Annotated in this window: 18 protein-coding genes and 1 pseudogene; 3 read left to right on the top strand and 16 right to left on the bottom strand. The window is 56.7% G+C overall.

Annotated features, from left to right (window positions below; genetic code table 11):
- Positions 1–78: 78 nt before the first annotated feature.
- On the top strand, positions 79–1,479 hold the full coding sequence (locus tag ACIP1X_RS20535) for an aminoacyl-tRNA deacylase and HDOD domain-containing protein (RefSeq protein ID WP_053125066.1): 1,401 nt from the start codon (positions 79–81) through the stop codon (positions 1,477–1,479).
- Between the two features lie 165 nt (positions 1,480–1,644).
- On the opposite strand, the gene ACIP1X_RS20530 is transcribed toward ACIP1X_RS20535, so the two are convergent.
- Complete coding sequence (locus tag ACIP1X_RS20530) at positions 1,645–2,028, bottom strand: helicase (RefSeq protein ID WP_400754681.1); 384 nt, start codon at positions 2,026–2,028, stop codon at positions 1,645–1,647.
- Positions 2,029–2,461: 433 nt separating this feature from the next.
- Here ACIP1X_RS20530 and ACIP1X_RS20525 point away from each other — a divergent pair, with 433 nt between their 5' ends.
- Positions 2,462–2,827, top strand: a complete 366-nt coding sequence (locus tag ACIP1X_RS20525) for a DUF6124 family protein (protein WP_400754680.1) — start codon at positions 2,462–2,464, stop codon at positions 2,825–2,827.
- A 125-nt stretch (positions 2,828–2,952) separates the two neighbouring features.
- On the opposite strand, the gene ACIP1X_RS20520 is transcribed toward ACIP1X_RS20525, so the two are convergent.
- The 6 genes from ACIP1X_RS20520 to ACIP1X_RS20495 all read right to left on the bottom strand — a co-directional run bounded on the left by ACIP1X_RS20520 (position 2,953) and on the right by ACIP1X_RS20495 (position 9,351).
- Complete coding sequence (locus ACIP1X_RS20520) at positions 2,953–3,114, bottom strand: hypothetical protein (protein ID WP_400754677.1); 162 nt, start codon at positions 3,112–3,114, stop codon at positions 2,953–2,955.
- Between the two features lie 37 nt (positions 3,115–3,151).
- Positions 3,152–3,685, bottom strand: coding sequence for an N-acetyltransferase (locus tag ACIP1X_RS20515; RefSeq protein ID WP_400754676.1), 534 nt, complete (start codon positions 3,683–3,685; stop codon positions 3,152–3,154).
- A 130-nt stretch (positions 3,686–3,815) separates the two neighbouring features.
- Positions 3,816–6,266 carry an alpha/beta hydrolase gene (locus tag ACIP1X_RS20510; RefSeq protein WP_400754674.1) on the bottom strand — a complete coding sequence of 817 codons (2,451 nt, stop codon included), beginning with the start codon at positions 6,264–6,266 and terminating at the stop codon, positions 3,816–3,818.
- Between the two features lie 9 nt (positions 6,267–6,275).
- A complete protein-coding gene (locus ACIP1X_RS20505) occupies positions 6,276–7,667 on the bottom strand; it encodes a TIGR01777 family oxidoreductase (RefSeq protein WP_400754671.1) in 1,392 nt (463 codons plus the stop codon).
- Between the two features lie 168 nt (positions 7,668–7,835).
- Entirely contained in the window at positions 7,836–8,585 is a 750-nt protein-coding gene (locus tag ACIP1X_RS20500; protein WP_400754669.1) for a lysozyme inhibitor LprI family protein, read from the bottom strand.
- A 154-nt stretch (positions 8,586–8,739) separates the two neighbouring features.
- Complete coding sequence (locus ACIP1X_RS20495) at positions 8,740–9,351, bottom strand: hypothetical protein (RefSeq protein ID WP_400754666.1); 612 nt, start codon at positions 9,349–9,351, stop codon at positions 8,740–8,742.
- Between the two features lie 131 nt (positions 9,352–9,482).
- Between ACIP1X_RS20495 and ACIP1X_RS20490 the strand changes: the two are divergent.
- Positions 9,483–9,650, top strand: a pseudogene (locus ACIP1X_RS20490) (DUF6124 family protein); the annotation flags it as partial.
- Positions 9,651–9,763: 113 nt separating this feature from the next.
- Here the strand turns inward: ACIP1X_RS20490 and ACIP1X_RS20485 are convergent.
- The 9 genes from ACIP1X_RS20485 to ACIP1X_RS20445 all read right to left on the bottom strand — a co-directional run.
- Positions 9,764–10,159 carry a lysozyme inhibitor LprI family protein gene (locus ACIP1X_RS20485; RefSeq protein WP_400754663.1) on the bottom strand — a complete coding sequence of 132 codons (396 nt, stop codon included), beginning with the start codon at positions 10,157–10,159 and terminating at the stop codon, positions 9,764–9,766.
- Between the two features lie 9 nt (positions 10,160–10,168).
- Positions 10,169–12,862, bottom strand: a complete 2,694-nt coding sequence (locus ACIP1X_RS20480) for a peptidoglycan DD-metalloendopeptidase family protein (RefSeq protein ID WP_400754660.1) — start codon at positions 12,860–12,862, stop codon at positions 10,169–10,171.
- Positions 12,863–12,885: 23 nt separating this feature from the next.
- Positions 12,886–13,323 carry a hypothetical protein gene (locus tag ACIP1X_RS20475; RefSeq protein WP_186620191.1) on the bottom strand — a complete coding sequence of 146 codons (438 nt, stop codon included), beginning with the start codon at positions 13,321–13,323 and terminating at the stop codon, positions 12,886–12,888.
- A 29-nt stretch (positions 13,324–13,352) separates the two neighbouring features.
- Complete coding sequence (gene tssI, locus ACIP1X_RS20470) at positions 13,353–15,389, bottom strand: type VI secretion system tip protein TssI/VgrG (protein WP_400754657.1); 2,037 nt, start codon at positions 15,387–15,389, stop codon at positions 13,353–13,355.
- Positions 15,390–15,417: 28 nt separating this feature from the next.
- Complete coding sequence (locus ACIP1X_RS20465) at positions 15,418–16,419, bottom strand: serine/threonine-protein kinase (protein WP_212545356.1); 1,002 nt, start codon at positions 16,417–16,419, stop codon at positions 15,418–15,420.
- Positions 16,416–17,144: a PP2C family serine/threonine-protein phosphatase gene (locus tag ACIP1X_RS20460; RefSeq protein WP_053125079.1), complete on the bottom strand. Its 729-nt coding sequence runs from the start codon at positions 17,142–17,144 to the stop codon at positions 16,416–16,418. The genes ACIP1X_RS20465 and ACIP1X_RS20460 overlap by 4 nt, the downstream gene beginning before the upstream one ends.
- The gene (tssM, locus tag ACIP1X_RS20455; RefSeq protein WP_053125081.1) at positions 17,144–20,683 is read right to left on the bottom strand and encodes a type VI secretion system membrane subunit TssM; all 3,540 of its coding nucleotides are present in this window, start codon (positions 20,681–20,683) and stop codon (positions 17,144–17,146) included. The genes ACIP1X_RS20460 and tssM overlap by 1 nt, the downstream gene beginning before the upstream one ends.
- A 13-nt stretch (positions 20,684–20,696) precedes the next feature.
- Positions 20,697–21,560 (bottom strand): type IVB secretion system protein IcmH/DotU, encoded by an 864-nt coding sequence (icmH, locus tag ACIP1X_RS20450; protein WP_400754653.1) that lies wholly within the window; start codon positions 21,558–21,560, stop codon positions 20,697–20,699.
- A gap of 38 nt (positions 21,561–21,598) precedes the next feature.
- A partial coding sequence (locus ACIP1X_RS20445; RefSeq protein ID WP_400754696.1) for a hypothetical protein occupies positions 21,599–21,714 on the bottom strand: 116 nt, incomplete at its 5' end.

The raw sequence follows: 21,714 nt of genomic DNA, 5'->3' as shown, positions 1-21,714 counted from the left end.
CACCGTCGCAGTTTCTGACAGCTCGTTCTGACCAAGCTGGTTATACTCCTGCCATTGTTTCAAAAACGGATACAGACCATGACCGAAGCCGCTCTCGCCCCCGAATCCCCGCACGCGCCGTCTGTCATTCGGCTGTTGCTGGACAAGCTCGGGATCGCCTACGAAGAAGTGCTCGACCACCACGGCCTCAATGCCTCGCGCAAGGTACAAGCCGTGTTGCTGGACGACGCTGTCGGCGCGCTGATGGTGCTGTTTCCGCAGAGCCAGTTGCTCGACCTCAATCGCCTCGCCGAACTGACGGGCCGTCGCCTGACCGCAGTGTCGACCGAGCGTCTGCAAAAGATGCTCGGCAAACACAGCCTGAGCCTGCTGCCAGGCCTGCCGGCACTGACCAGTTCGCCGTGCCTCTACGAAGAAAGCCTGCTGCGCGAGCCAAAGCTGCTGATCAACTCCGGCGAGCCGGGCGTGTTGCTGGAAATCACCAGCGAAGCCTTCAAAAGCATGCTGACCAAGGCCAGCGCCGCCAACTTCGGCGAAGCGCTGAACAGCATCCGCCCGAACCTCGACCGCCCGGACGATGACCGCGAGGAAATCACCCAGGCCGTGCAAGCGTTTACCGCACGGCGCATTCAGCAGCGTCTGGAAGCGACCATCGAGATTCCGCCGCTGGCCGAAACCGCGCAAAAAATCATCAAGCTGCGCGTCGACCCGAACGCCACCATCGACGACATCACCGGCGTCGTTGAAACCGACCCGGCGCTGGCCGCGCAAGTAGTGAGCTGGGCGGCATCGCCGTACTACGCCTCGCCGGGCAAGATTCGCTCGGTAGAAGACGCGATCGTCCGCGTGCTCGGTTTCGATCTGGTGATCAACCTCGCGCTGGGTCTGGCCCTCGGCAAGACCCTGAGCCTGCCCAAAGACCATCCGCAACACTCGACGCCGTACTGGCAGCAGTCGATCTACACCGCCGCCGTCATCGAAGGCCTGACCCGCGCCATGCCGCGCGCCCAGCGCCCGGAAGCTGGCCTGACCTACCTCGCCGGTCTGCTGCACAACTTCGGTTATCTGCTGCTGGCCCACGTGTTCCCGCCGCACTTCTCGCTGATCTGCCGCCACCTGGAGGTCAACCCGCACCTGTGCCACAGCTACATCGAGCAACACCTGCTCGGTATCAGCCGTGAACAGATCGGCTCGTGGCTGATGCGCTACTGGGACATGCCGGATGAACTGGCCACCGCGCTGCGCTTCCAGCACGATCCGAGCTACGACGGCGCCTACGCCGAATACCCGAACCTTGTCTGCCTGGCCGTGCGATTGCTGCGTGGACGCGGGATTGGCTCGGGCCCGGATGAGGACATTCCAGACGCCCTGCTCGAACGCGTTGGCCTGACCCGCGAAAAAGCCAACGACGTCGTCAGCAAAGTCCTCGAAGCCGAAGTCCTGCTGCGCGAACTGGCTTCGCAATTCAGCCAGGGCTAAAACAAAACAGGCCCGCTCCCCCAAGGATTTACACAATCCCCCTGTGGGAGCGAGCCTGCTCGCGAAAAATCCAACTCAATCTAGCTGATTCACACAAAACCCTGCCTGATCGTTCCCACGCTCCGCGTGGGAATGCATCCCGTGACGCTCCGCGTCACCAAAGGCTCAAGCCTTAGGCTTAGCCTTCCTCGGCACCAGATACTTCATCAACCCCTGAAACCACATCACCAGCGCCGGATTGCCCTTCAGCTGAATCGACTTGTCCTGAATCCCCTGCATAAACGCCAGCTGCTTGTTCTTCGCCTGCATCGTGGCAAAGCCATAACCGGCATCTTTAAACGCAATCGCAAACGCCGGCTCTGCCACCACGCCAGACTTGCTGGTGATGCGTTGATCCTTGACCACGAAATGCCGCGCCACTTTCCCGTCCAGCGTCTGCAGCTGAAACACCAGTTCCTTGTCACCCAACTGCTGCTGGAACGCAGGATTTGTCCGACTGGCCTTACCCATCAACAGACCCAGCATCCACAGAAGAAAACGAAATTTCATGCGCACAGCCTCAAAAGGAAAATGAACGGCCGGGGCAGTGTAAGGGATTCGGACGATAACGCCAGTATCTGACTCTATTAGAAGAGGATGCAGCCAATTTCCCGCACGATGACCACCAAGTCACGATTCCCAACTCCGCCAATGATCGTTCCCATGCTCCGCGTGGGAATGCCTCACGAGACGCTCCGCGTCTCACCCTTCACCTTTCCTACACCTGTTGAAACACAACCCTGTAGGAGCTGCCGAAGGCTGCGATCTTTTGATCTTCCCCCCTGCAACACCTTAGGAAATTTCCCGCAAAGCGCGGCGGCATGCGCGAACTAGGCGAGTTGAAGGTTCATCGTTAACCTAAATCCGTCACCGCAAAACAGTGACCGGATGTGCAAGTCCGAACTCCGGAGCAACTTTTTCCAACTCCAGAGGATTTACCCCGATGACTCCTTCACCACACGAAGCCCCAGCAGCTACCACCCCATCCGACCCCGTAGATGAAGTAACCCTCGACAAAGAAGCCGCCGAACGCGCCTTCGCTCACTACTTCCCCGCACACCCCAAAAAACCGCCTAAACGCCGCGAAGGTAACCTCTTTAAGATCTGCGACGATGTCGACACCGAAGCCCTGCTGGCCAACGCATCGGAAGACCTGCTATCCATCAGCGCCATCGCCGCAGATCTGGCCGATGACATCGACGGATCACGCCGGTCAGTTGCCTTGGCGCTGAGCAGAATGGCGGATGGGGTGCATTTGATGGTGGAGGGAGCGCTGGATAACATTGAGGCGCGGGCTGCAGCGGGTTAGGCAACTGCAGTATTTCGAGACAAAAAAGGGGGGCGCTAAGTCCCCCCTTTTTTCAGCTGTCTTTTGATAAATCCTTGGCAAAAAAAGCTGCCGATAAGAGCAGCTTTTTCGAGAATCCGAAAACCTCAGCCAGCCAGTCGACCGACAGGCTCAAAATCAGCGCCTTTAGACAGTGCTACATCCAGAAATCGGCTGCGCTTATTGGAGCGATTGGCCAGAACTTCGCGAGCTTCGGCTTCAAACCGAGCCGCCATCAATGGCTTGGGTTCGTGTTTTTGCTTTTGCATGGAAACCCCTCGGGTCTCGAAATTTGACTGGATAGTATTACTGCTCAACCCCAATAACAAGCCGGCCTGTCGGATCGAAACAGAACCCCAGACTCTCATACATGGGTATGGCACCTGCTGCCGGTTCTTGAACTTCAATTTCCGTACAGCCAATCAAGACTGCATAGTTTTCAATCGCGGTTAATGCCAAGGCTGCTACCGCGCCTCGTAATGGATGAGACCTGTCTGGTTTGCCCTCCAGAATAACAATCTTGATGCAAAGTTTGCTCTTGCGGGGTGACGCGTAACACAACCCACACAACTCTTGATCAAACCAAAGCGAAACATCGAATCCACGGGTGTCTTCTTGCTTCCACTGATTTACATCGTGCCACGGGTACAAGGTAGCCTCATCCCCCCAAAGATCGGCGGCTTCGATGGCAGCAGGAGTAATGGGCTCGTATCGAATTCTGGTCGTATCAATTCCTCTGGTTGCGAGATTCAGATTTTCACGCGCTAAATCCACCGCCGCCTTGCGTGCTTCAGATCGCCGGATCTGGTAGCGGTACTCGTTCCCTCGACTCTTCGACATGGACAACCAATGGCAATTTCAGAGGTCGAGAGAGTAACGACATTTGAATGTTTTTAAGCAGCCGGAAATAACCTGACATTGATTGTTTAATATCAGTCCCCTACCCGTCTCATAAACGCCTGCAATCGTTTCACTTCGTATCCCTCGAATTCATCAATTCCAACTCACCATCCCGATACAACACCTCACACCCCACCCACGCCGGATCCACCTGTGGCATCACCGCCGACGGCTTTCGCAATTCGCGCAACAACGTCGATCCATGCGACAAACGCCCGCCCATCCGTGCAATCACCGCCCGAGCCGTTTGGTAATGCGCATGTCGCCCCGGATCGAGGGTGTCTTCGAGCAGAATGTCGGTGCCAAGAATGCCTTGCACCTGCCCCGGATAAATCATGAACCCGGTGGCCTGCTCCGCACCTTCGCGACCGTCCTGCCAGAAACTACCATCGCGCGTCCGCACATCCGGATGCGGTGCAAACCAGTGGTCGCGGTCGGCCAGCGGCATGGCGTGGTGCAGGCGGAAGAAGATACGCATCAGGTTGTCGCGGTACCACTCGCGCACTTGCAGGTAGTAACCGCGCAGGCCCGGCAGGCCAGTCGAGTGCGCGAGGCGGATCAGCCCTGACCATTGCGGGAATGCCTGTAACGGCAGCTCATTCGCCGCCGGTCGAGGCGTGGACGGATCGGTTTCCCAGGGCAATCGATGTGGACTGTTTTCTAGATTGTCGTAAGCGGTCGGCGGGCGGCCCAGCCAATCACCGCCGCTGCTGGCCAGCGCCGTGGCGATGCACAAATTGCCTTGCACCACGAACACGTAAAACCGGCTGAACCAGTCCGCCAGTTGTTGGCCGTCGGCATGTTGCGCGACGAGTTCGGCCAGTTCCTGATCGAAGCGCTGCAAGCCGTGTTCAAGGTTCAGCAAATGGCCGCGAGCCTTGCGTTGCATCCGCAAAAACAACGGCAACGAACGCAGCATCTTCAGCGGTTGCCACGGCAGATGCGGAGTTGCGCCACCGACCTCACCGGCGTAATTACTCGAGCTGATGCCCCAGTCCGCGAGTCGGGCGAGGAACAAATCATTGTTGATATAGGACGCGCCGCCGAACACGGCGGTGAACGGCTCGTTGTCCTGCAACACCCGCGCATCCCAGCGCGCCATGATCGCCGGGATGCTCGCGGCGGCTCGACGCTGGGCGTATTCCACCAGTGCGCTCGGTTGCGGCGGCAGGATCTCGGCGATGTTCGCGGCGGTCAGGTGCCGGCGCCAGCCGTAGTCGCTAATTGGCCGGTATTGCAGCAGCCACAGTTGCGCACCATCCCAGGCCCATTCGACGTCGCCGGGCACGTAGTGGAATACGCGCAACACGTCTTGCAGAAAGCGCCAGAGCAAGTCTTCGGTCAGGCCGTGGCATGGCGTGAACGTGCCGCCGTGCCAAGCATCGCCGAGTCGCGAAAGCGTTGCTCGTGAGGGGCTGAAGTGACCATCGGCCAGCGATTCCAAATGCCCTTCGACCCACTCCAGTTCTACCGATAGATGCCGGACAAATGCGATGCCCGACACCGTTGGCGTGATGAAGCGCTGCACCACCACTTCCTCAACACCTTCGGCCATCAATTCGGCGATGCGTTTCGGCACATTGGCGGTCGGCTCGCGCAGATAGGTCGTGCTCAAACCGGCATTCGCCGAATCGGCCTGATCCTCGCCGTAACTGGAGGAGCGCACCGCCCAGGTCACCTCGGGCTGCGCAGCAAGAAAGGCTGACAAACGCGGATCGTTGCAATCGTTGAGCGTCAGCGCCGCCGGTACCGGTTGCCGCGCCAGTTCAGCCAAGCGCAATCGCCCACCCTTGGTGTGCGCGACAAAACCGCGCTCGCCCGACTCCAGCCACTGCGCGAATTCGGCGGGCGAGTCGATCCACGGGTAATGACCCCAACCAGATTTGAGGCTGATGGTCAGATCCGCGCGGGCCAGAATCGCCGACCAAGCGGCGGCTTGTTCGATGCCGAGCACGGCGTCCTGATCGCCCCAGACCAGTTCGACCGGATCGGTGATCCACTCGAGCAGCGGCAACGCCGTGTCCGCGCGAACCAGATCCCAATGCGGCACAAAAGCTCGGCAACGCGCATAACCGGCGCCCATGCGCTGATACTGCGCAGGCGTCCAGGTCTGCCTGGAGAACTTGTGCGCAAACAGCTTGGGTTTGTTCGACAGCAACCAATGAATGGTTTTGCGGATCGGCAGTGGCGACATCAATGCCGGCAAGTGCCGCTGCCACAAAAACGCACCGACCGGCGCCAACAGAACACTGCGCGAAAAGTGCCCGGGCCGACGTTGCAACGCGTGCAGCACAAGCAATGCATTGACCCCGACCGCCATGATCGCGCTGCCCTGCTGTGTCATCGCCAGCAAGGTCTGCGCGTAGTCCGCCAGATCCTCGCAAGGCGGTTGCGGATTCGCGCCGAAGCCCGGCAACTCCAGCGGCACCACGTCGTACCGCTGGAAGTGCGGCAGCGCGTCATCCCACCAATCGGCAGCGCTGCCATTGCCGGCCAGCAGGTACATCAACGGCTTGCTCATGAGCGATCCTCAGGTCAGATCGCGCAGAGCGGCGTCGAGGGTTGGATAGCGGAACGTGTAGCCGGCCTCGGTCAAACGCTGCGGCATCACGCGCTGACCGTCGAAGAACAACTGCGCCATATCCCCTGCCAATGCGCGCACTGGCGCGGCGGGAATGTGCAACCACACCGGACGCTTGAGGACCTTGCCGGCCTGCTCGGCGAACGCTGCCTGACTGACCGTTTCCGGCGCGACCATGTTGTAGGTGCCACGCAGAGTGTCGTCGTTGAACGCCCGCGCGATCACCTGAAGCACATCGTCACGATGCACCCAGCTCATGATTTGTCGACCATCGCCCATGCGCCCGCCGAAACCCAGGCGGAACGGCAGCAGCAACGGCGTCAACGCACCGCCGGGGCCGAACACCACGCCGAGACGCAGCACTACCTGACGCACGCCAAACTCAGCGGCCGGTTGCGCGGCGGCTTCCCAACGCGCACAGAGTTCGGCCATGAAACCGTCACCCCTGCTGGCTTGTTCGTCGAGGCTTTCGCTGGCATCGCGTACGCCGTAGAAGCCGATGGCCGAGGCTTGAATCCACAGCGTTGGTTTGTGCTTGGTGTTCTTCAGCCAAGTCATCAGCGCTTCGGTGGTGCCGACTCGGCTGGCGAGCAGTTGCGCTTGACGCTTGGCAGTCCAGCGTGGGCCGGCGACCGGTGCGCCTGCGAGATTGATCACTACGTCGAAGGCTTCGTCGTGGCTGAGTTCGCTGAACGAATGCACACAGCGGACGCGGCCGTTGAATAGATTGGCCGCGCTCAACGGATCGCGCGTCAGTACGCTGACCGAGTGGCCCGCGTCGAGTTGATTGACCAAGGCTTCACCGATGAACCCGGTACCGCCAGTGATCAGCACGCGTTTGAAAGCGCTGTCGGCAAACGGGTTGGATTGGCTCGGAGTCTTTACTGCAGGAGACTTTCGGCGGTCATGCCGATAAAGCCAGAACAACGGCGGCAACAACACCAGCAATGCAAAGCCGTCGAGCCACAGGTGCGACCAGACCTGCTGTTGCGCCGAGAGCCACATGTCCTGCGGCGCCCATAACAGGATGCCGGCAATCAACCAGCCCCACACCGCCGGGGCTTTCAGGCGATTGCCTAGGTGCACCAACGCGAGCATGTACAGCGAATAACTTTGCAGCGTCGCGCCGAACAGCGCGAGCCACCAGACTTGTTGTTCGTGGCCGGCGGTGGGCACCGCATCGGCGCCCCAGAATGCGAGTTCGAGGGTTTGCAGATAGCCGTCGAGTAAACGGGAATGCCCGGCCCAGGTCAGGGTGAGACCGGCGAGAATGTGCACGATTGCGGCGGCGTATAGCCAGAACACTAACGCTGGGCGAAGGGAGTTCGAGGGGGCTGGCATTCCGTGTCCTGAGCGCATTCCTTGGGGGTGGGGAGTTTAAAGGAAAATCGCAGTCGTCAGACGCTCAAAAACTAAACGTTTTACCGGACGGATTCAGACCCAACGACTGCGAAAACGCATCAGACATCCAAGTCGGCGCTTTCGCGCGAATGCTCTGGCTTGTCCGTCTCAACGTCTGCTCTTGTCCGGTGCCAAAGCCAATTGGCGAGCACGCTCTATCGTCGCGCGAATTAGGCAGGCATCGGACCACTCACCGAAAACTGATTTATGCAATTTCGGGTCGGCCTGGCACTCCGCATCTCGAAATTTCATCCAGGCTCTTTGAGTTTCCCTCAGTGCTTTCTGACCGCTTTCGTCCAGCCGGCTCATACGATCCCGAAATACAGAATTCAACAATGCATCCGCGTCAGGAACCATCAGATCAAGAACACCATTTCCAGAGGGGAACCACTCGATGTCCGCCAATGCCTGTTCGCTCTCATTGTTCCAATTGTAGAGGCCGTTTTCTTCGATCTTCAGTGTGGCGGATCGCTGATGGTGATTCGTCGGATCGCTCTCGCTGACCTCCGAGCGATAAACAATTTCCAAATAGATAGGATCGGTTGTGCGCTGAGGATCATTCAATAGCGTTTGCCGAACAATGGCCCGTTTCTTATTGCTCTCAGTGATCTCTATCGAAAAGCACGGATCCGGCCCAGGACGTTCTGCGGACGCCTTCCTCTCCAGGCATTGATTACGAACCGCCATGGAAGGGGTATCCGAACCGCCACCCACATCAACGACTCTGACAAGCAACCGGACTTCCGGGTCCTTGGAAAAGTCGGCCTGAAGGATGGTGGCAATCATCGTGCCCTCAGCCATAACCAAAGGCGACAGTATTGAAAGTAAAAAAATGAGGCTGAATCTGAAAATCTGCATTCCTTGACGTCCGTAAAAAGTCAGTGATCCGTTCAATTCTGAACGGGCTTGCGACAGAAGATAGAGTCAGAACCGACAAACGGCCCAGATCTATTTAAGTTCTCAACTAAATTCAAAGCGGTCGAGCGTAACAAATAAATCCGTCCCGTTTTCCTCAAAGATTTTCTCTCATGTCCATGCACTCCCTCGCATCCGCGAGGACTTTGCGCTCACCATTATTGAGGACGCACACAGGTTTTTTGAAGGTGCCTTTCATCTTTTGACAGACAGTGCTACCCGCTTCCTTATAAACACATTGCTCGCCAGAAATGATCAACTCTTTACCTGGAGTCAAAGTCAAAACTTTAGTACTTTCAATACGGTAAACGTTCTCGTAAATTGAATCACCGGACTGTTGAATATCTTTATAGGTACCATCCTCCAACTCCGAAGCACTAGCAGGGATGTCTCCGATATATGCGGCCTTTCCACCTTTAGCTACAGCAGAAAAAATCATCACCTGAGCGTTTAGACCCATATCATCACTGGTTGGATAAGAGAATATAGTTACTTTATTTTCGGCCCCTGCCACTTCTCTAGCAACATAATCTGACCGACATCCGCGATCAACATTATCAAGAGAGTAGACTCCCCCTTCAAAAGAAAGAGTCAAGCTAGCTTGATTGGCATTCTGATCAGCTTCTTTACATATCAGGCTATGCTCAGTTGAAGCCGAATAAGCAGCGCCACTACAAATGGATAACAAAAACACCATTAGGCGAATCATTCAAATGACCTCAGAAAAATCTTAGTAGCTTATTCATCATTATTTCACGAGCCGAGAAGTTTACTGAAAAAATGGGACAGACCACGCTTTTTGGGTAATTACTAAAACCGTGGCCTGTCCCATCTCACCCCCTGTCCATCAGCGCCATTGCGGCCAAATTAGCGGACGATGTCGAAGGCTCAAACCGATCTGTGGCATTGGCCCTTAGCCGAATTGCTGATGGAGTTCAGCTAATGGTGGAGCGTGCGCTGGATCAGCTGGAAGAATTGGTCACGGCAAGGCAGGAAGCGAAAACGTAAGAGATACGGGTGGGGGCTGACTAGAGAATCAATCCAGCCCCATACCCTATGAACATAAGTATAGGGGAGCAAACGAACCATGAAACAACGCGCATAATACCCCCCTTGCTCCGCTACAAATCGGGTAACGTTTTATCTAAATAGATGGAGCGCTCCAGACTCATTCGCGCGACACAATTGTTCACAGTCGTAAGATAGGCAGGTTGTCCAACTTCCACCTCAAATGCCTCAAGAGTGCAGTTAGTATCACGCAGTTTTAACCATGCGCGCTGAGACTCTTTCAGCTTTTGCATGTAGTCACCGCGAAGTGCGGCGTCAACCTGGTATTGAGATGCAACTCTTTTAATAAGCTTCTGATAGCTACTATTAAGATTAGAATCTGCAGACTCTTTAGCTTGCTTTGCACAGATATCTACTTGTTGACTAGTAGAAATACTAACGCAATCTGATTGCGCGGCGGCAACTGACAAAGGTACAAGAAGACCAATTAACAACAAAAAATTTCTCATGTATCTCTCCTAGCGGTTTTTTCTCAAATAAGCAGCGCGCTTTCGACCATCTTCATATTGTCTAATTGTCGGGTTATTCTCGATATAGCTTATGAGCTGATCAACATCATCCTTCATCCCAGCTTTCATCGGATTCTCCCCTTTCGTGAACCCTTGATATACAAAGTCCACCAAAATATCTTTAACGATTTGACTCAATGCGTCCCACTCTAAACGATCTGAAAAATGAGCAGTCCAATAATTATAATTGGCGATAGCTTTAGTCACGTAGCCAGGATAAATCAGATCAAATAGAGCTTCTTGCTGCTCGATTGTTATCGTGCCTATATCAGAGCGATTCTGAGTAACAAAGTCTCTCGCGTGCGTGCCCTTATACAGCCGCCCCTTAGATATTTTTGTTGCCTGAGCATCTGATACACCTGCAGCAATCATATGATTATATATTTCTGTTTCAGACCTAAATCCCATGTCATACCCGCGCCCTAATGTGACACCTGATAAGTCGTTTCCAGGCCAGTGGATATGACGACTAAAGAATGGTGATCCTGGAATATCATTACCTTCAGCATCATAAGTAATTTGTCCAGCTTTCGAAGCTTCCTTTGCAAGGAAATTCCCGATCATTGCAATTGGATGGAAGTGCCAAATATTTCCATCGCCAAGCCCTTTTCCTTGAATAGCTGGATCATCCCAAAAGACCAGTTTATCAATACGATCTTTTTCTAGCTTAAGAATCGCCGGAGACCCTTCAAGCATCTGATTGAGGCGATTCCACTTTGCCGATTCGGATTTTTCTTTCCATTCGGTTGGATGATATGCAACCAACTTAGACCAATGATCTCGAAAATCAACATTTTTTAATGCTTCAGAAAAATCTTCCGGCGTCACCTTATTATCATGGTTACCAAGCTTATCCAATTCTTCATATAGCTCCTTAAAAAAAACTGGCATATCATCCGGATCTAAAAAACCGTCAGAACTTGAATTGTTTTCCTTTACAATGCGAAACCCTATCTTTCCCCAATCATGCTGAGTAACTATCTTTGCTTCTGCCTTTCTTATTAAACCCTTAACATCTTGACTATTTTCTTTAACCGCTACCTCATACCACTCAGCAGGGTCTTTAAATATTGGAGCTTTGTTTAGCTCAACACAATGATCCGTCTCTAGGGGCACACTCCCTGTCTCAGGAGTTTTTTTGGTCAATATAGTACCAGCGGGTAAATGAATGTATCGCTTGCCCTTTTTCACTCCAGCCGTATTCTTCAAAAAATCATCGACTTTTGGATCAAGTGTAAAAATTTCCAAATGGACTTGCCGCTTACGAACTATCCCTCCGTTCGGACCCTCCAAGACTTCATTGAGGCCCAAGTATCCAATGGTATCCCCCGCCTTGATCTTCGCATTCATCGGAACAACTACGTCAAAACTCGCTGGAGTTAATTCCAGCCACTCGACAACCCGATTCGGGCTGACATCCTCTACGCAAGCCCAAAAACTTGAGGGCACTGCTCCACTTTGATTTTTTAGCCCAGTAGGAGGGTTCGAGGTGCTTGGAATAAATACACACTCGGCCATTCTAAGAAGCTTGCCATTAAGCTTTAAATTCAGGATTTTCGAACTATCGAACTCAATAGTACTATTGGTACTCAGAACCATAGAGCTACCTTTTTTTGTACCGGCATTAGCTCCATCAGTCAGAGTAGAAGGCGCATTCCGTAAAATCAATCCGCTTCCCGTGACTTTCGCGCGAACCTTACCTTGCCAATATCCCGGCTTCGATCGAGCGATTGTTCCTCCTCCTGGCTCAAGAGGATAATGCTGAAATGGCAGCAAATGCATATACAAACTGTAAAATGTCAGAATGTTATTCGTATTAGGAGTTACCTGAGTATTGGGCGGAGATTTATAATCATGTCGAACCAAACAAAACGAGCTCGAATATTTTAGTTCCTCTGATCTGCCCTCACCCTCAAATGTAGATTTCTCATAATCTTTATTGAGCCGGTAGGCTACGACCACGCCATCTGCCATACAGCGAATAGGTTCATCGCTAACACATTGCGGGGCGCTTGAATTACTTATATGAATCCCTCCATGCCAAAACTTATGGCTGCCTAAAAGATAATTTCCGGAAGTTTCCCCTTGCAAAATAGAAAAAACCTCATCCGCATCTTTATAGCGCCCGCCGCCCGACTTCCTCATTGGAAACTGAAAATTTAGAAGGCTAAACGCAACTGGTTCAGGTGCGGCTGTGCTCGGAGCGACCGCCTGTTGACCCCACCAAAGCTCCGGACTAATCAGGTTGCCGTTCGGATCCTTCATTTGGTAATGAACATGGCGGGGGTATTGGGTTATACCATTCGGCCCTTTACCTCCCATCGTGCCGATTTCATCACCGGCAGCAACAGTTGCTCCTTGGCTTACAACGTGGCTACTCGTATGCAGAATCTCATGACTATTGCCGTCCGCATCTTTGATTTTTATCGTACCGTAATTACCACCTGTAAACGTGACTGTTCCGGCAATTGGAGCATAGACTTTTGGATTTTGTAGGTTAATACCATTCTGGCCACCGATATAGTTAAAGTCTGTCCCTCCATGAGGGCCACTCGCACGCTGCTCGCCATAAACCCCTGTGATATGAGGTTGGTGGCTGTCAACCGGGGGCAGAACACGAAGCATCACTTCATTGAAAGACATACCAATTCCTTTTTAATTTTCCATCAAAGCGAATAGTCTTGAACTTCATCCAAAAACCAACACTTTTCAAACTTAAATACATATACAATTTGATAATCGGTATCAGGCTTTTCTATCTTTATTTTTGCAATAGCGTTCAGCTCTTCCAAAACTGTCACTTCAACGCCGTCGGCAACTCGCTTTTCTCTTCCGGGAATTACGGGGAAAACGACCTTCTGCTTATCTAATAAGACTATTTTTTGTTCCGGCTCAGGTTCAGCGTCTACCGTAACTATTTTTTTCAATGGGATGTGAGTGAAAGCGGCTTGAACAGAGGGGCTTTCCAAATAAGCGGGTAGAAACTTTGAAAATGAGGTTGATGGGCAAGGGGCTAAATCAGATACGCCTGCCATTACAAAACTCGAAAAAACCCCAAACACTGAGGCGATGAGTCCAAAAATAACGTGCCGTAAATAATTCATATAACAGATCCTTTTAAACGGTTGAGTCATCACTCAGAAAATACAAAAAAAGCTTTCGGCTTAACCTTCTCAGGCACCGCATTCCCCAACGCCTGATCCATCAAACTCCCCGCCTTATCCTTATCCGCCGCCCCCGGCAGCACCGGCGGTTTAATCCCGATGCCAGTACCCGATCCCGCAGAACCACCCGCATTGATTTTGATCACCGGCCCAACCACCGTCACGCCGCCCGCATCCAGCTTGATAAAACTCCCCCCACCCAGAATCGTCAGCTCCGATCCCGCCTCGATCACAATCTTGTCACCCGCCTTCAGGTGAATCTCATTCCCGACACTGGTCAGCTGCGCCGTACCCAGTTTGACGTGCTGGCTCTGCCCCACCGTCAGGTGATCGTCAGCCTTCGCTTCAATCTTGCGATCAGCAATCGTGGTGCGGTGTTCTTCAGCTTTCAGCTCGGTGTAGGTGTTCTTCTCAACCGTGTCATGACGTTCATTCCCGACCCGAATTTTCTGGTCGTGCTCGATGTTTTCATCCCAATCACGCTGGGCGTGGATGTAGATCTGCTCCGCACCTTTCTTGTCTTCGATGCGCAGTTCGTTGTACCCACCGCCACCCGGGGAGCTGAGGGTTTTGAACACGCTGCGGGTTTTGTTCGCCGGCAGTGCGTACGGCACCGGGTTTTCTTTGTGGTACAGGCAGCCGGTCACCAGTGGTTGGTCGGGGTCGCCTTCGAGGAAGGTGACGAGGACTTCCATGCCGATGCGCGGGATGCTGATGGCGCCGTAGCGGTCGCCGGCCCAGGAGCTGGAGACGCGCAGCCAGCAGCTGGTTTTGTCGTCGGCGAGGCCTTCGCGATCCCAGTGGAATTGCACTTTGATGCGGCCGTATTGATCGCAGTGGATTTCTTCGCCTTTAGGGCCGGTGACCATGGCGGTCTGGCTGCCGAGTACGCGCGGTTTCGGGTGTTCGAGGGCCGGGCGGTAGAACACGTCCCACGGGGTGGCGAGGAAGGTGTTGCGGTAGCCCTGGTGGAAGTCGTCCTTGCTATTGGTGGTGTCGCTGGTCACGCCTTCTTCGAGGACTTGCGGCTGTTTGCCTTCGTGGAAGATTTCGGTGAGCAGCCACAGGTCGTTCCACTCGGTGCGCGGGTGGTCGGACATTTCCATGAAGTGGCCGCTGACCAGTTTGGTCTGGTCGCCACGCCCTTCGGCCTGACGGTAGTCGGCACGGTGGCGTTCGAGGGCGCGCTGGCTGAGGAACTTGCCGCGCGCGCGGTCGAGGAAGCGGCCGGGGTAGTCGTAGTCTTCCAGATCCGGTTCAGTGCTCTCGCCATCCGGTTTGTAGGCGGCTTCCATTTGCAGGCGCGGTTTTTCGAAGTCGTAGTCGCGGCGCATGGTGCGCGTGGTACGGGTTTCCAGGCGCAGTTTGAAACCTTTGATCACCGGTTCGTCGGCGACCATGCCGCTGCCCTGCACGTACGCGGTCGGCTGGCCGAGGTTCTGGAACACGGTCTGGTCATCGCCAAACACCAGCAGGTGGGCTTTTTCGCTGTGCTGGAAGTGGTAGTGAATGCCTTCCTCTTCACACAGTCGCTGGACGAAATGCAGGTCGGTTTCGTCGTACTGCACGCAGTAGTCGCGATCCGGGCACGGCTGGCTGAGCTGGAAGCTGTAGGCGTTGGCCTTGATGCCGTGTTCGTCGAGGATCAACGCGATGATTTTCGGCGCCGACATCTGCTGGTAGATGCGCTGGTTGGTGCGGTGATGCAGGTATTGCAGCTGCGGCACGATAGAGATTTTGTAGCGAGTCAGGCGCTTGCCGGCATCGCCTTGAGCGACGCGATAAATCTGCCCATGAATGCCGGAGCCCTGCGGATCGAACGCGAGAAAGGCCTGCTTGTGCAGGAGTTTTTCCAGATCCAGATCGGGGTTTTCGCTGACCAGTTCGAGGTCGAAACGATACGGCTGGCTGACACCCTCGGTGCCGGTGAACGACAGCACTTGCAGGTCGCCGACATAGTCTTCCACCGTCAGGCTGAAGTGGGTCTCGTTAGCTGAGTTGAACATAAAGTGCTCCCTGTTCGAATGTCATCCGTTACGCCCGAAAACGCAGGCGTTGCCGCCAGGACGAAGTGGCGCTCATGGCGTCACGCAATTGGCCGGCAGTGATGCTGCGTTCTGCCGCATTGAAGCTCAGCGCTTTGCGCAGCGCGGGCCAGCAGTGTTTCGGTAGGTTTTTCGGCGCGTGCAGCTCGCGCTCCAGGTGTTCGTCGCGGGCCAGGGTCGAGGCCACGCGGCGGAACGGCGGCTTGCCGCCCGCCAGCTCGTAGATCACGCAGGCCACGCCGTACACGTCCGCGCCGGCCGACAACGGTTGGCCTTCAAGCAGTTCGGGGGCGGCGTAGCCCGGTGTCCAGGCGTTAAAACGTTCACGGCTCAGGTGCGGCAGGCCGGGCAGCACACCCTCCTCCGCTTGACCGAGGCCGAAGTCGAAGAGGCGCAGGCCGTCTTCGCTGAGCATGACGTTGCTCGGTTTCAGATCACCGTGCAGCACGCCGCGACAGTGGGCATACGCCAACGTGTCGAGCAGCGGCAGGACGATGTCGCGCAGTTCTTTCCACGGCAGGCCGAGGGGCCGCTCGCAGAGCAATTTGTCCAGGGTCAGGCCACGCATGTATTCCATGGTGATAAAGGCCCGCTGGCAGTCGGTGTCGACTTCAAAAGTGTGCGCACGCACGACGTTGTCGTGGCGCAGGCGTCGGGTCAGGGCGAACTCGCTGTAGAGCAAGGCACTGGCGTCCGGCGACTCGGCAAATTCTTCGCTGAGGATTTTCAGCGCAACGTAAGGGTCGGGATCGCCAAACTGTTCGTGCAGCAGATCCCGCGCCCGGTAAACCGCGCCCATGCCTCCGGCCCCGAGCAGCCGCTCGAGGCGGTAGCGACCGGCCAACACATCGGGCAGCACACCGATGCTGGCCTTTTTCGGGGCCAGCGCGGGTTCGGCATTGTGCGACTTGGCGAAGGCGAAGTAGGTCAGGTTGCTGGCCTGCTCTTCGCTGATCAACAGGTCATCGATTGGCGATTCGATTTCACTCATTGGCGGATCACCACGGCAGTCAGGTTGTCCCGCGCGGAGCCCCGCAGGGCGCCGTCGAACAAACGTTCCAGCGCCACGTGCGGCGCGCTGAGACTGAGGGCGTTGCCGAGGGCATCGCTGCTCAGGCCTTGGTACAAACCATCGCTGCAAAGCAAAAACGCATCGCCCGGATAGACCTCGAGTTCCAGCACATCCAGGGTCAGTTGTTCGGCCGCGCCGACGGCTCGGGTCAAGGCATGAGCCGCCGGGTGCGCCGCCGCTTGATCGACGCTCATTTTCTGTTCGTCGATCAGTTGCTGTTGCAGCGAATGGTCTTTGGACAGCTGGTACAGACGCTGCCCGCGCCACAGATAACAACGGCTGTCGCCGGCCCAGATGCAGGCCGCGCGATTGCCTTCCACCAGCAGCGCCACAACGGTGCTGCCCATGACGCTGTCGTGACGGCCGGCGGTGACGGTCAACTCCTGCCCCAAACGCCGGTTCACCCAATGCAGGCACTGGCGAATGGCTTTGAGGCGTTCGTCGAAGTCATCGTGTTGCGGCAGTTCAGCCAGGCTGGCGACGATCAACTGGCTGGCGATGTCGCCACCCTGATGACCGCCCATGCCGTCCGCGACCACCCACAGCCCCTGCTGTGGCGAGTCGAGGAAAGCATCTTCGTTGCGCGCCCGCACCTTGCCCGGGTCGGTACGCGCCGCGCTGCGCCAGGCACTGGCCACGAGCATCAGAGCTGCACCGGCATACGGAAGGTGCGCAGTACGCCCATGTCGAACGGGTTCGGCGAGCGTTGGCTGGTCAGCAGGTAGTTGGCGCGCAGGCCACCCACGTCGGCTTTCAGCACCAGCACGTCGCGACCGTTGAGGTACTCGGTCTGCATCAGATCAAACAGACGGAACAGCGACCACGGGCCGGAGTTTTTCTCGATGCCGATCGGACGCCCCGACATCTTGTCCATCACCAGACTGGTGCGACCGTCTTCAGCATCGGTCGGCCATTTGAACGACACCGGCACAATCGGGCCGTGACGGTATTCGATGGTCTTGTCGCCGAACTTGAACTCGGAACGGCTGACCGCCGGATCGAGGGTGTACGGCTCGAGTTTGAACTGCACGGTCGGCTCCGCCGGGTTGATCGAGAAGAAGCTCTTGCGAATGGTCAGTGCGGCGGCCATCTGGTCGAGGTAAACCTTGGACACCGGCAGGCTGTGGCCATCGACGCTGCGCATGCGGTAGTTGCCCGGATCGCCACTGACGAACGGACGCATGTAGTTGTCGAAGAACCGGTCGGCGATGCCTTGATCCTTGAAGAACTCGCGGAAGTCGGCGATCGCCACGTCGCTGGTGCTGGTAGCGCTGAACGGATAACGCTTGCTGATGGTTTTGCCATACACGCTGTACAGCTCGTTTTGATAACGGCCGTTCATGTATTGGTACGCATCGTTCAGCACCAGACGCCACGAGTCTTCGGCCAGCACGTTGAACCACACGCTCAGCGGACGCGGCAGACGACCGGAGGCATTGCGCAGGTTGGTCAGCGCATCACGCTGGCCGCTCATGCGGGTTTTCGCCAGTTCAAACGCGGCTTGTTCCGGCGAGCTGGAACGGGCCAGGCTGGCCAGTTGCAGTTGCAGGTCGTTGAGCGCGTTGAGCGCCGGCGTCAGGTCAGCGGCCGGGCCGTTGTTGTCATCGAGCAAACGATGCAGCGGCTCGAAGCGACGTTGCAGCGACTTCTTCGCGGTGTCCGGCAGGTTCTTCGCAACGGTCAGGGCCGAAGCCTTGTCTGCTGCGGCGGCCGCCAGTTTACCGACCTTGCCCAGTTTGCCTTTCTGCTCGGCCAGCGCATCAGCGGCATCGGCGGCTTGATCCACCGGGTCAGCAACAGCCTGGAAGCGGGTGTTCTCGCGCACTTCAGTGAGCAAGGCGAGCACCGGCGAGTTGGCCGACGTCAGGCCCGCCAGTTGCTCGGCGCCTTCACCGGCGTCGTTGATCGGCGGCAGGGCCACCTGGCCAACGGCTTCGCTCCAGTAGTTGGCGTAGTCACGGAAATACAACTGCTCAAGCTCGACCATCAGACGACGCAAGTCCATGTCGCTGATGCCCGCGCCTTCGCCGAGCACCCAGTTGTCACGCAGGATGTCGGTGACCAGAGTCGCGCCCTGCACCGAAAAATACTGCTGATAACCCTCTTGGGTGTAGAAGCCCGGAATCACGTAATCGGTGCCGATAAACAGCGAGCCTTGTGGGCCGAGGTGTTGGCTGAAACGGTATTCCGGCAGATTGCGCGCCTGCTCGCGGAGCATGCGATACACGACGTTGGCCAGCGATTCGCTGCGCAATACCTGCCGCGCCTGGGCGACCAATTGGTCGTTAAGCGGGTAGATGAAAGGCTGCTTGAGCAGGCGTTCGAGGTGAGTATTCAGACCGTTCTGCACCGCGGTGTTGCCGGTGTAGCGTTGCGACCAGTCAGTGGCGATCCAGTCCTTGAGCCACGCCGCGTCGCGACGATCCTTCATGTTCAGCATCAGGTACGCGCGCAGGCTGTTGAGCAGCTTTTCACGATCCTGCAGGTTGGCGCGGATCTGCCCTTCGAGCTGCGAAGCCACCCGTGGCAGCAACTGCGCCTGAAGCTCACGCTCGTAGGCGTCGGCGACCGGCGGATTGACGTCTTCGCCCTGATACAGACCGCCACGCTCGTGGTACGACACGTCGCCCTTTTTCGGGAACACCTGGGTCGCGGCATAACTGGTGTCGAGGGTTTTCAGCACGCCCATCGCGTCATCACGCGGGGTCAGTGCCGAACGTTGCTGCGTCCAGTTCTGCGCCAGCGTGCGGAGGTTTTCCAGACGCTCGTAGTTGGCCGAGAAACCACCGGCCCAGAGCACGCCGAACAGCGCCAACGACGCCAGTGCGCCGATGTACAACGCACGCTGGCCCCAATGGATGCGGCTGCGTTCACGCTTATCGAGACCGGCCAGATCCGCCTCGGGGAAGATCACCCGGCTGAGCAAGTGGTGAATGAAGCGCGAACGACCGCTGCGCAGCGTCGGCAATACACCGGCGCTCATGCCCAGACTCGCGCCGATGCCGGCGGTGGTCGAATCCATTTCCTGGGTCAGGTGCGGTGCGCTGGTCAGGTAGAAGCCACGCAGTTGCGTGGCTCGCTGATAACGGTTGCCAGTGAACGCCATGTCGACGAACAGGCACAGGCGCTCGCCGATCTGCCCGAGTTGATGCGGGAAGTCGAGGATGCGGCCACGGCGCTGGGTGTCGCGCTCGGAGTGCATGCGCATGATCACCTGGCTGTTGAGGCGACGCAGCAGCTCTTCGAATTCGTTGCGCAGTACCGCGACGTCGGTGCCGACCTGATCCTTGCGGAAACTGGTGCCAAGCACCTGATCGCTTTCTTCACGACTCAGTTGATCGAAGAATTCGTCGAAGCCCAGCAGCTTGTCAGCCTTGCTCAGCACCAGATACACCGGCACGTCGACGTGCAGTTTCTGATGCACGTCTTGCAGACGGCCACGCACCTGACGCGCGAGGGTGTCGATGTCTTGTTCGCTACCACCGAGCAGGGTTTCCACCGGAATGGTCACCAGCACACCGTTCAACGGACGGCCACGGCGACGCTTGCGCAGCAACTCGAGCAAAGTCGTCCAGGCGCTGCTGTCGACTTCAGCGTCAGGCTGCGTCAGGTAACGGCCGGCGGTGTCGATCAGCACACCGTGATCGGCGAAGTACCAGTCGCAATGACGAGTGCCGAGGGTGTCGCGGGTCAGCTTGCGGTCGATCTTGTTGATCGGGAATTCCAGACCGGAAAAGTCCAGCAGACTGGTCTTGCCGGAGCCCTGCGGGCCGATCAGCAGATACCACGGCAAGTCACTGCGCCAGCGCTCGCTGCGGCCACGATAGAGGCTGGAAGTCTTCAGGGTTTTCAGCGCGTCTTTGAAGCGCGCCTTCAACTCTTTCTGCTCTTCGTCGATCAACTCTTCACGGCGGATGCGATCCTGACCGTCTTCGCTTTCTTCTTCGGCTTTCTTGCGGATACCGGCGCGCCAGCTGACGAAGACCATGACCAGGCCCCAGATCAGGAACAGCACGGCAATGGTCAGCAGGCGGGAGGTCGGGCTCTCCCAGAACTTGTAGTCATCGACCGCCAACAACGGGCCGACGAACCACACCAGCAGCGCCACGAACAGCACCAGCAGCAGAGTCCAGACCCAGGTCTGGCGCAGGAAGGCGCCGACTTTCTTGAAAAACTTTTTCATCACACGTCCCTGTTTACGGCTGCGACTGCGGTTGCACCGCGGCCGGATCAAGCGGCTGATAAGGTTGCAGAACGGTGTCGCGCTGCTCGCCCAGAACCCAGGCGAAGCCCGAATACATCACCACCAGACAGACCAGCGTGAACAACACCACCATCCACGCCGGCACGATGCGCACCAGACTGCGGCGCTGATCGTTGAGGCCTTCCCAGTGCGGCGACAACTCGCGCGGCACGTCGCCACGCAACTGACGAATCTGACGGTACAAGGCGTCGCGGATGCCTTCGAGTTCGAGCATGCCGCGCGCCTGTACGCGGTACTTGCCCTCGAAACCGAGGGACAGGCACAGGTACATCAGTTCAAGCATCGGCAGGTGTTTGACCGGGTTTTTCGACAGCCGATCGAGCAGTTGGAAAAACTTCTCGCCGCCGAAGGTTTCGTTGTGGAAGCTGCTGAGCAGGCTCATCTGCGACCACTCGCTTTCGTTGCCCCACGGCGTGGTCACGACGGCTTCGTCGACCACGGTGCAGAGTACGTAACGCGCGGCCATCACCTGACTGCTTTCGGCGCCGTTGTGCAGGGCGCGCACTTCAAACAGTTTTAGCCCGGCGGTCAGGCGCTCGTTGAGCGCGTACAAGTCTTCGCGGCTTTCGCTGTGCTTGAGGCGCACCACTTCCGAGAGCAAATCGGAGGACGCCGCCACCAGCGAATTGAGGCTGATATTGAACGACTCTGCCGGGCGCAGGCGCGCGGCGTAGATCATCCGTTCTTCCAGTTGTTCGAAGCGCGGTGGCGCGGCGAAGTCAGTCAGCGGACTCGACGCCGGGCCGTGGCCCTGACGGTCGAGCAGGACGGTTTTGTCGTCCTGGTTGTGTTCCATGTCCGTGATCAGGGCGGTCAGGTCCTGATGGCCCAGAATTACAGTGCAAGCACGGCGACTTCGCCGGACCCGTGGAACGCGAAACCGCCGGAGCGTTCCAGTTGTGCCAGGTCTTCGGAACTGTGTTCGAGAATGAAATAGGTTTTGTTGGAGT

This window comes from Pseudomonas sp. NPDC088885, assembly GCF_044750025.1.
GTDB classification, from domain to species: domain Bacteria; phylum Pseudomonadota; class Gammaproteobacteria; order Pseudomonadales; family Pseudomonadaceae; genus Aquipseudomonas; species Aquipseudomonas rustica.
This window is presented reverse-complemented; position numbering and strand designations above follow the sequence as displayed.

What these genes read in the sequence shown, in the direction of transcription:
- ACIP1X_RS20535 (WP_053125066.1), top strand. Translation starts at nt 79, where the DNA reads ATGACCGAAGCCGCTCTCGCCCCCGAATCCCCGCACGCGCCGTCTGTC.
- ACIP1X_RS20530 (WP_400754681.1), bottom strand. Translation starts at nt 2,028, where the DNA reads ATGAAATTTCGTTTTCTTCTGTGGATGCTGGGTCTGTTGATGGGTAAG.
- ACIP1X_RS20525 (WP_400754680.1), top strand. Translation starts at nt 2,462, where the DNA reads ATGACTCCTTCACCACACGAAGCCCCAGCAGCTACCACCCCATCCGAC.
- ACIP1X_RS20520 (WP_400754677.1), bottom strand. Translation starts at nt 3,114, where the DNA reads ATGCAAAAGCAAAAACACGAACCCAAGCCATTGATGGCGGCTCGGTTT.
- ACIP1X_RS20515 (WP_400754676.1), bottom strand. Translation starts at nt 3,685, where the DNA reads ATGTCGAAGAGTCGAGGGAACGAGTACCGCTACCAGATCCGGCGATCT.
- ACIP1X_RS20510 (WP_400754674.1), bottom strand. Translation starts at nt 6,266, where the DNA reads ATGAGCAAGCCGTTGATGTACCTGCTGGCCGGCAATGGCAGCGCTGCC.
- ACIP1X_RS20505 (WP_400754671.1), bottom strand. Translation starts at nt 7,667, where the DNA reads ATGCCAGCCCCCTCGAACTCCCTTCGCCCAGCGTTAGTGTTCTGGCTA.
- ACIP1X_RS20500 (WP_400754669.1), bottom strand. Translation starts at nt 8,585, where the DNA reads ATGCAGATTTTCAGATTCAGCCTCATTTTTTTACTTTCAATACTGTCG.
- ACIP1X_RS20495 (WP_400754666.1), bottom strand. Translation starts at nt 9,351, where the DNA reads ATGATTCGCCTAATGGTGTTTTTGTTATCCATTTGTAGTGGCGCTGCT.
- ACIP1X_RS20485 (WP_400754663.1), bottom strand. Translation starts at nt 10,159, where the DNA reads ATGAGAAATTTTTTGTTGTTAATTGGTCTTCTTGTACCTTTGTCAGTT.
- ACIP1X_RS20480 (WP_400754660.1), bottom strand. Translation starts at nt 12,862, where the DNA reads ATGTCTTTCAATGAAGTGATGCTTCGTGTTCTGCCCCCGGTTGACAGC.
- ACIP1X_RS20475 (WP_186620191.1), bottom strand. Translation starts at nt 13,323, where the DNA reads ATGAATTATTTACGGCACGTTATTTTTGGACTCATCGCCTCAGTGTTT.
- tssI (WP_400754657.1), bottom strand. Translation starts at nt 15,389, where the DNA reads ATGTTCAACTCAGCTAACGAGACCCACTTCAGCCTGACGGTGGAAGAC.
- ACIP1X_RS20465 (WP_212545356.1), bottom strand. Translation starts at nt 16,419, where the DNA reads ATGAGTGAAATCGAATCGCCAATCGATGACCTGTTGATCAGCGAAGAG.
- ACIP1X_RS20460 (WP_053125079.1), bottom strand. Translation starts at nt 17,144, where the DNA reads ATGCTCGTGGCCAGTGCCTGGCGCAGCGCGGCGCGTACCGACCCGGGC.
- tssM (WP_053125081.1), bottom strand. Translation starts at nt 20,683, where the DNA reads ATGAAAAAGTTTTTCAAGAAAGTCGGCGCCTTCCTGCGCCAGACCTGG.
- icmH (WP_400754653.1), bottom strand. Translation starts at nt 21,560, where the DNA reads ATGGAACACAACCAGGACGACAAAACCGTCCTGCTCGACCGTCAGGGC.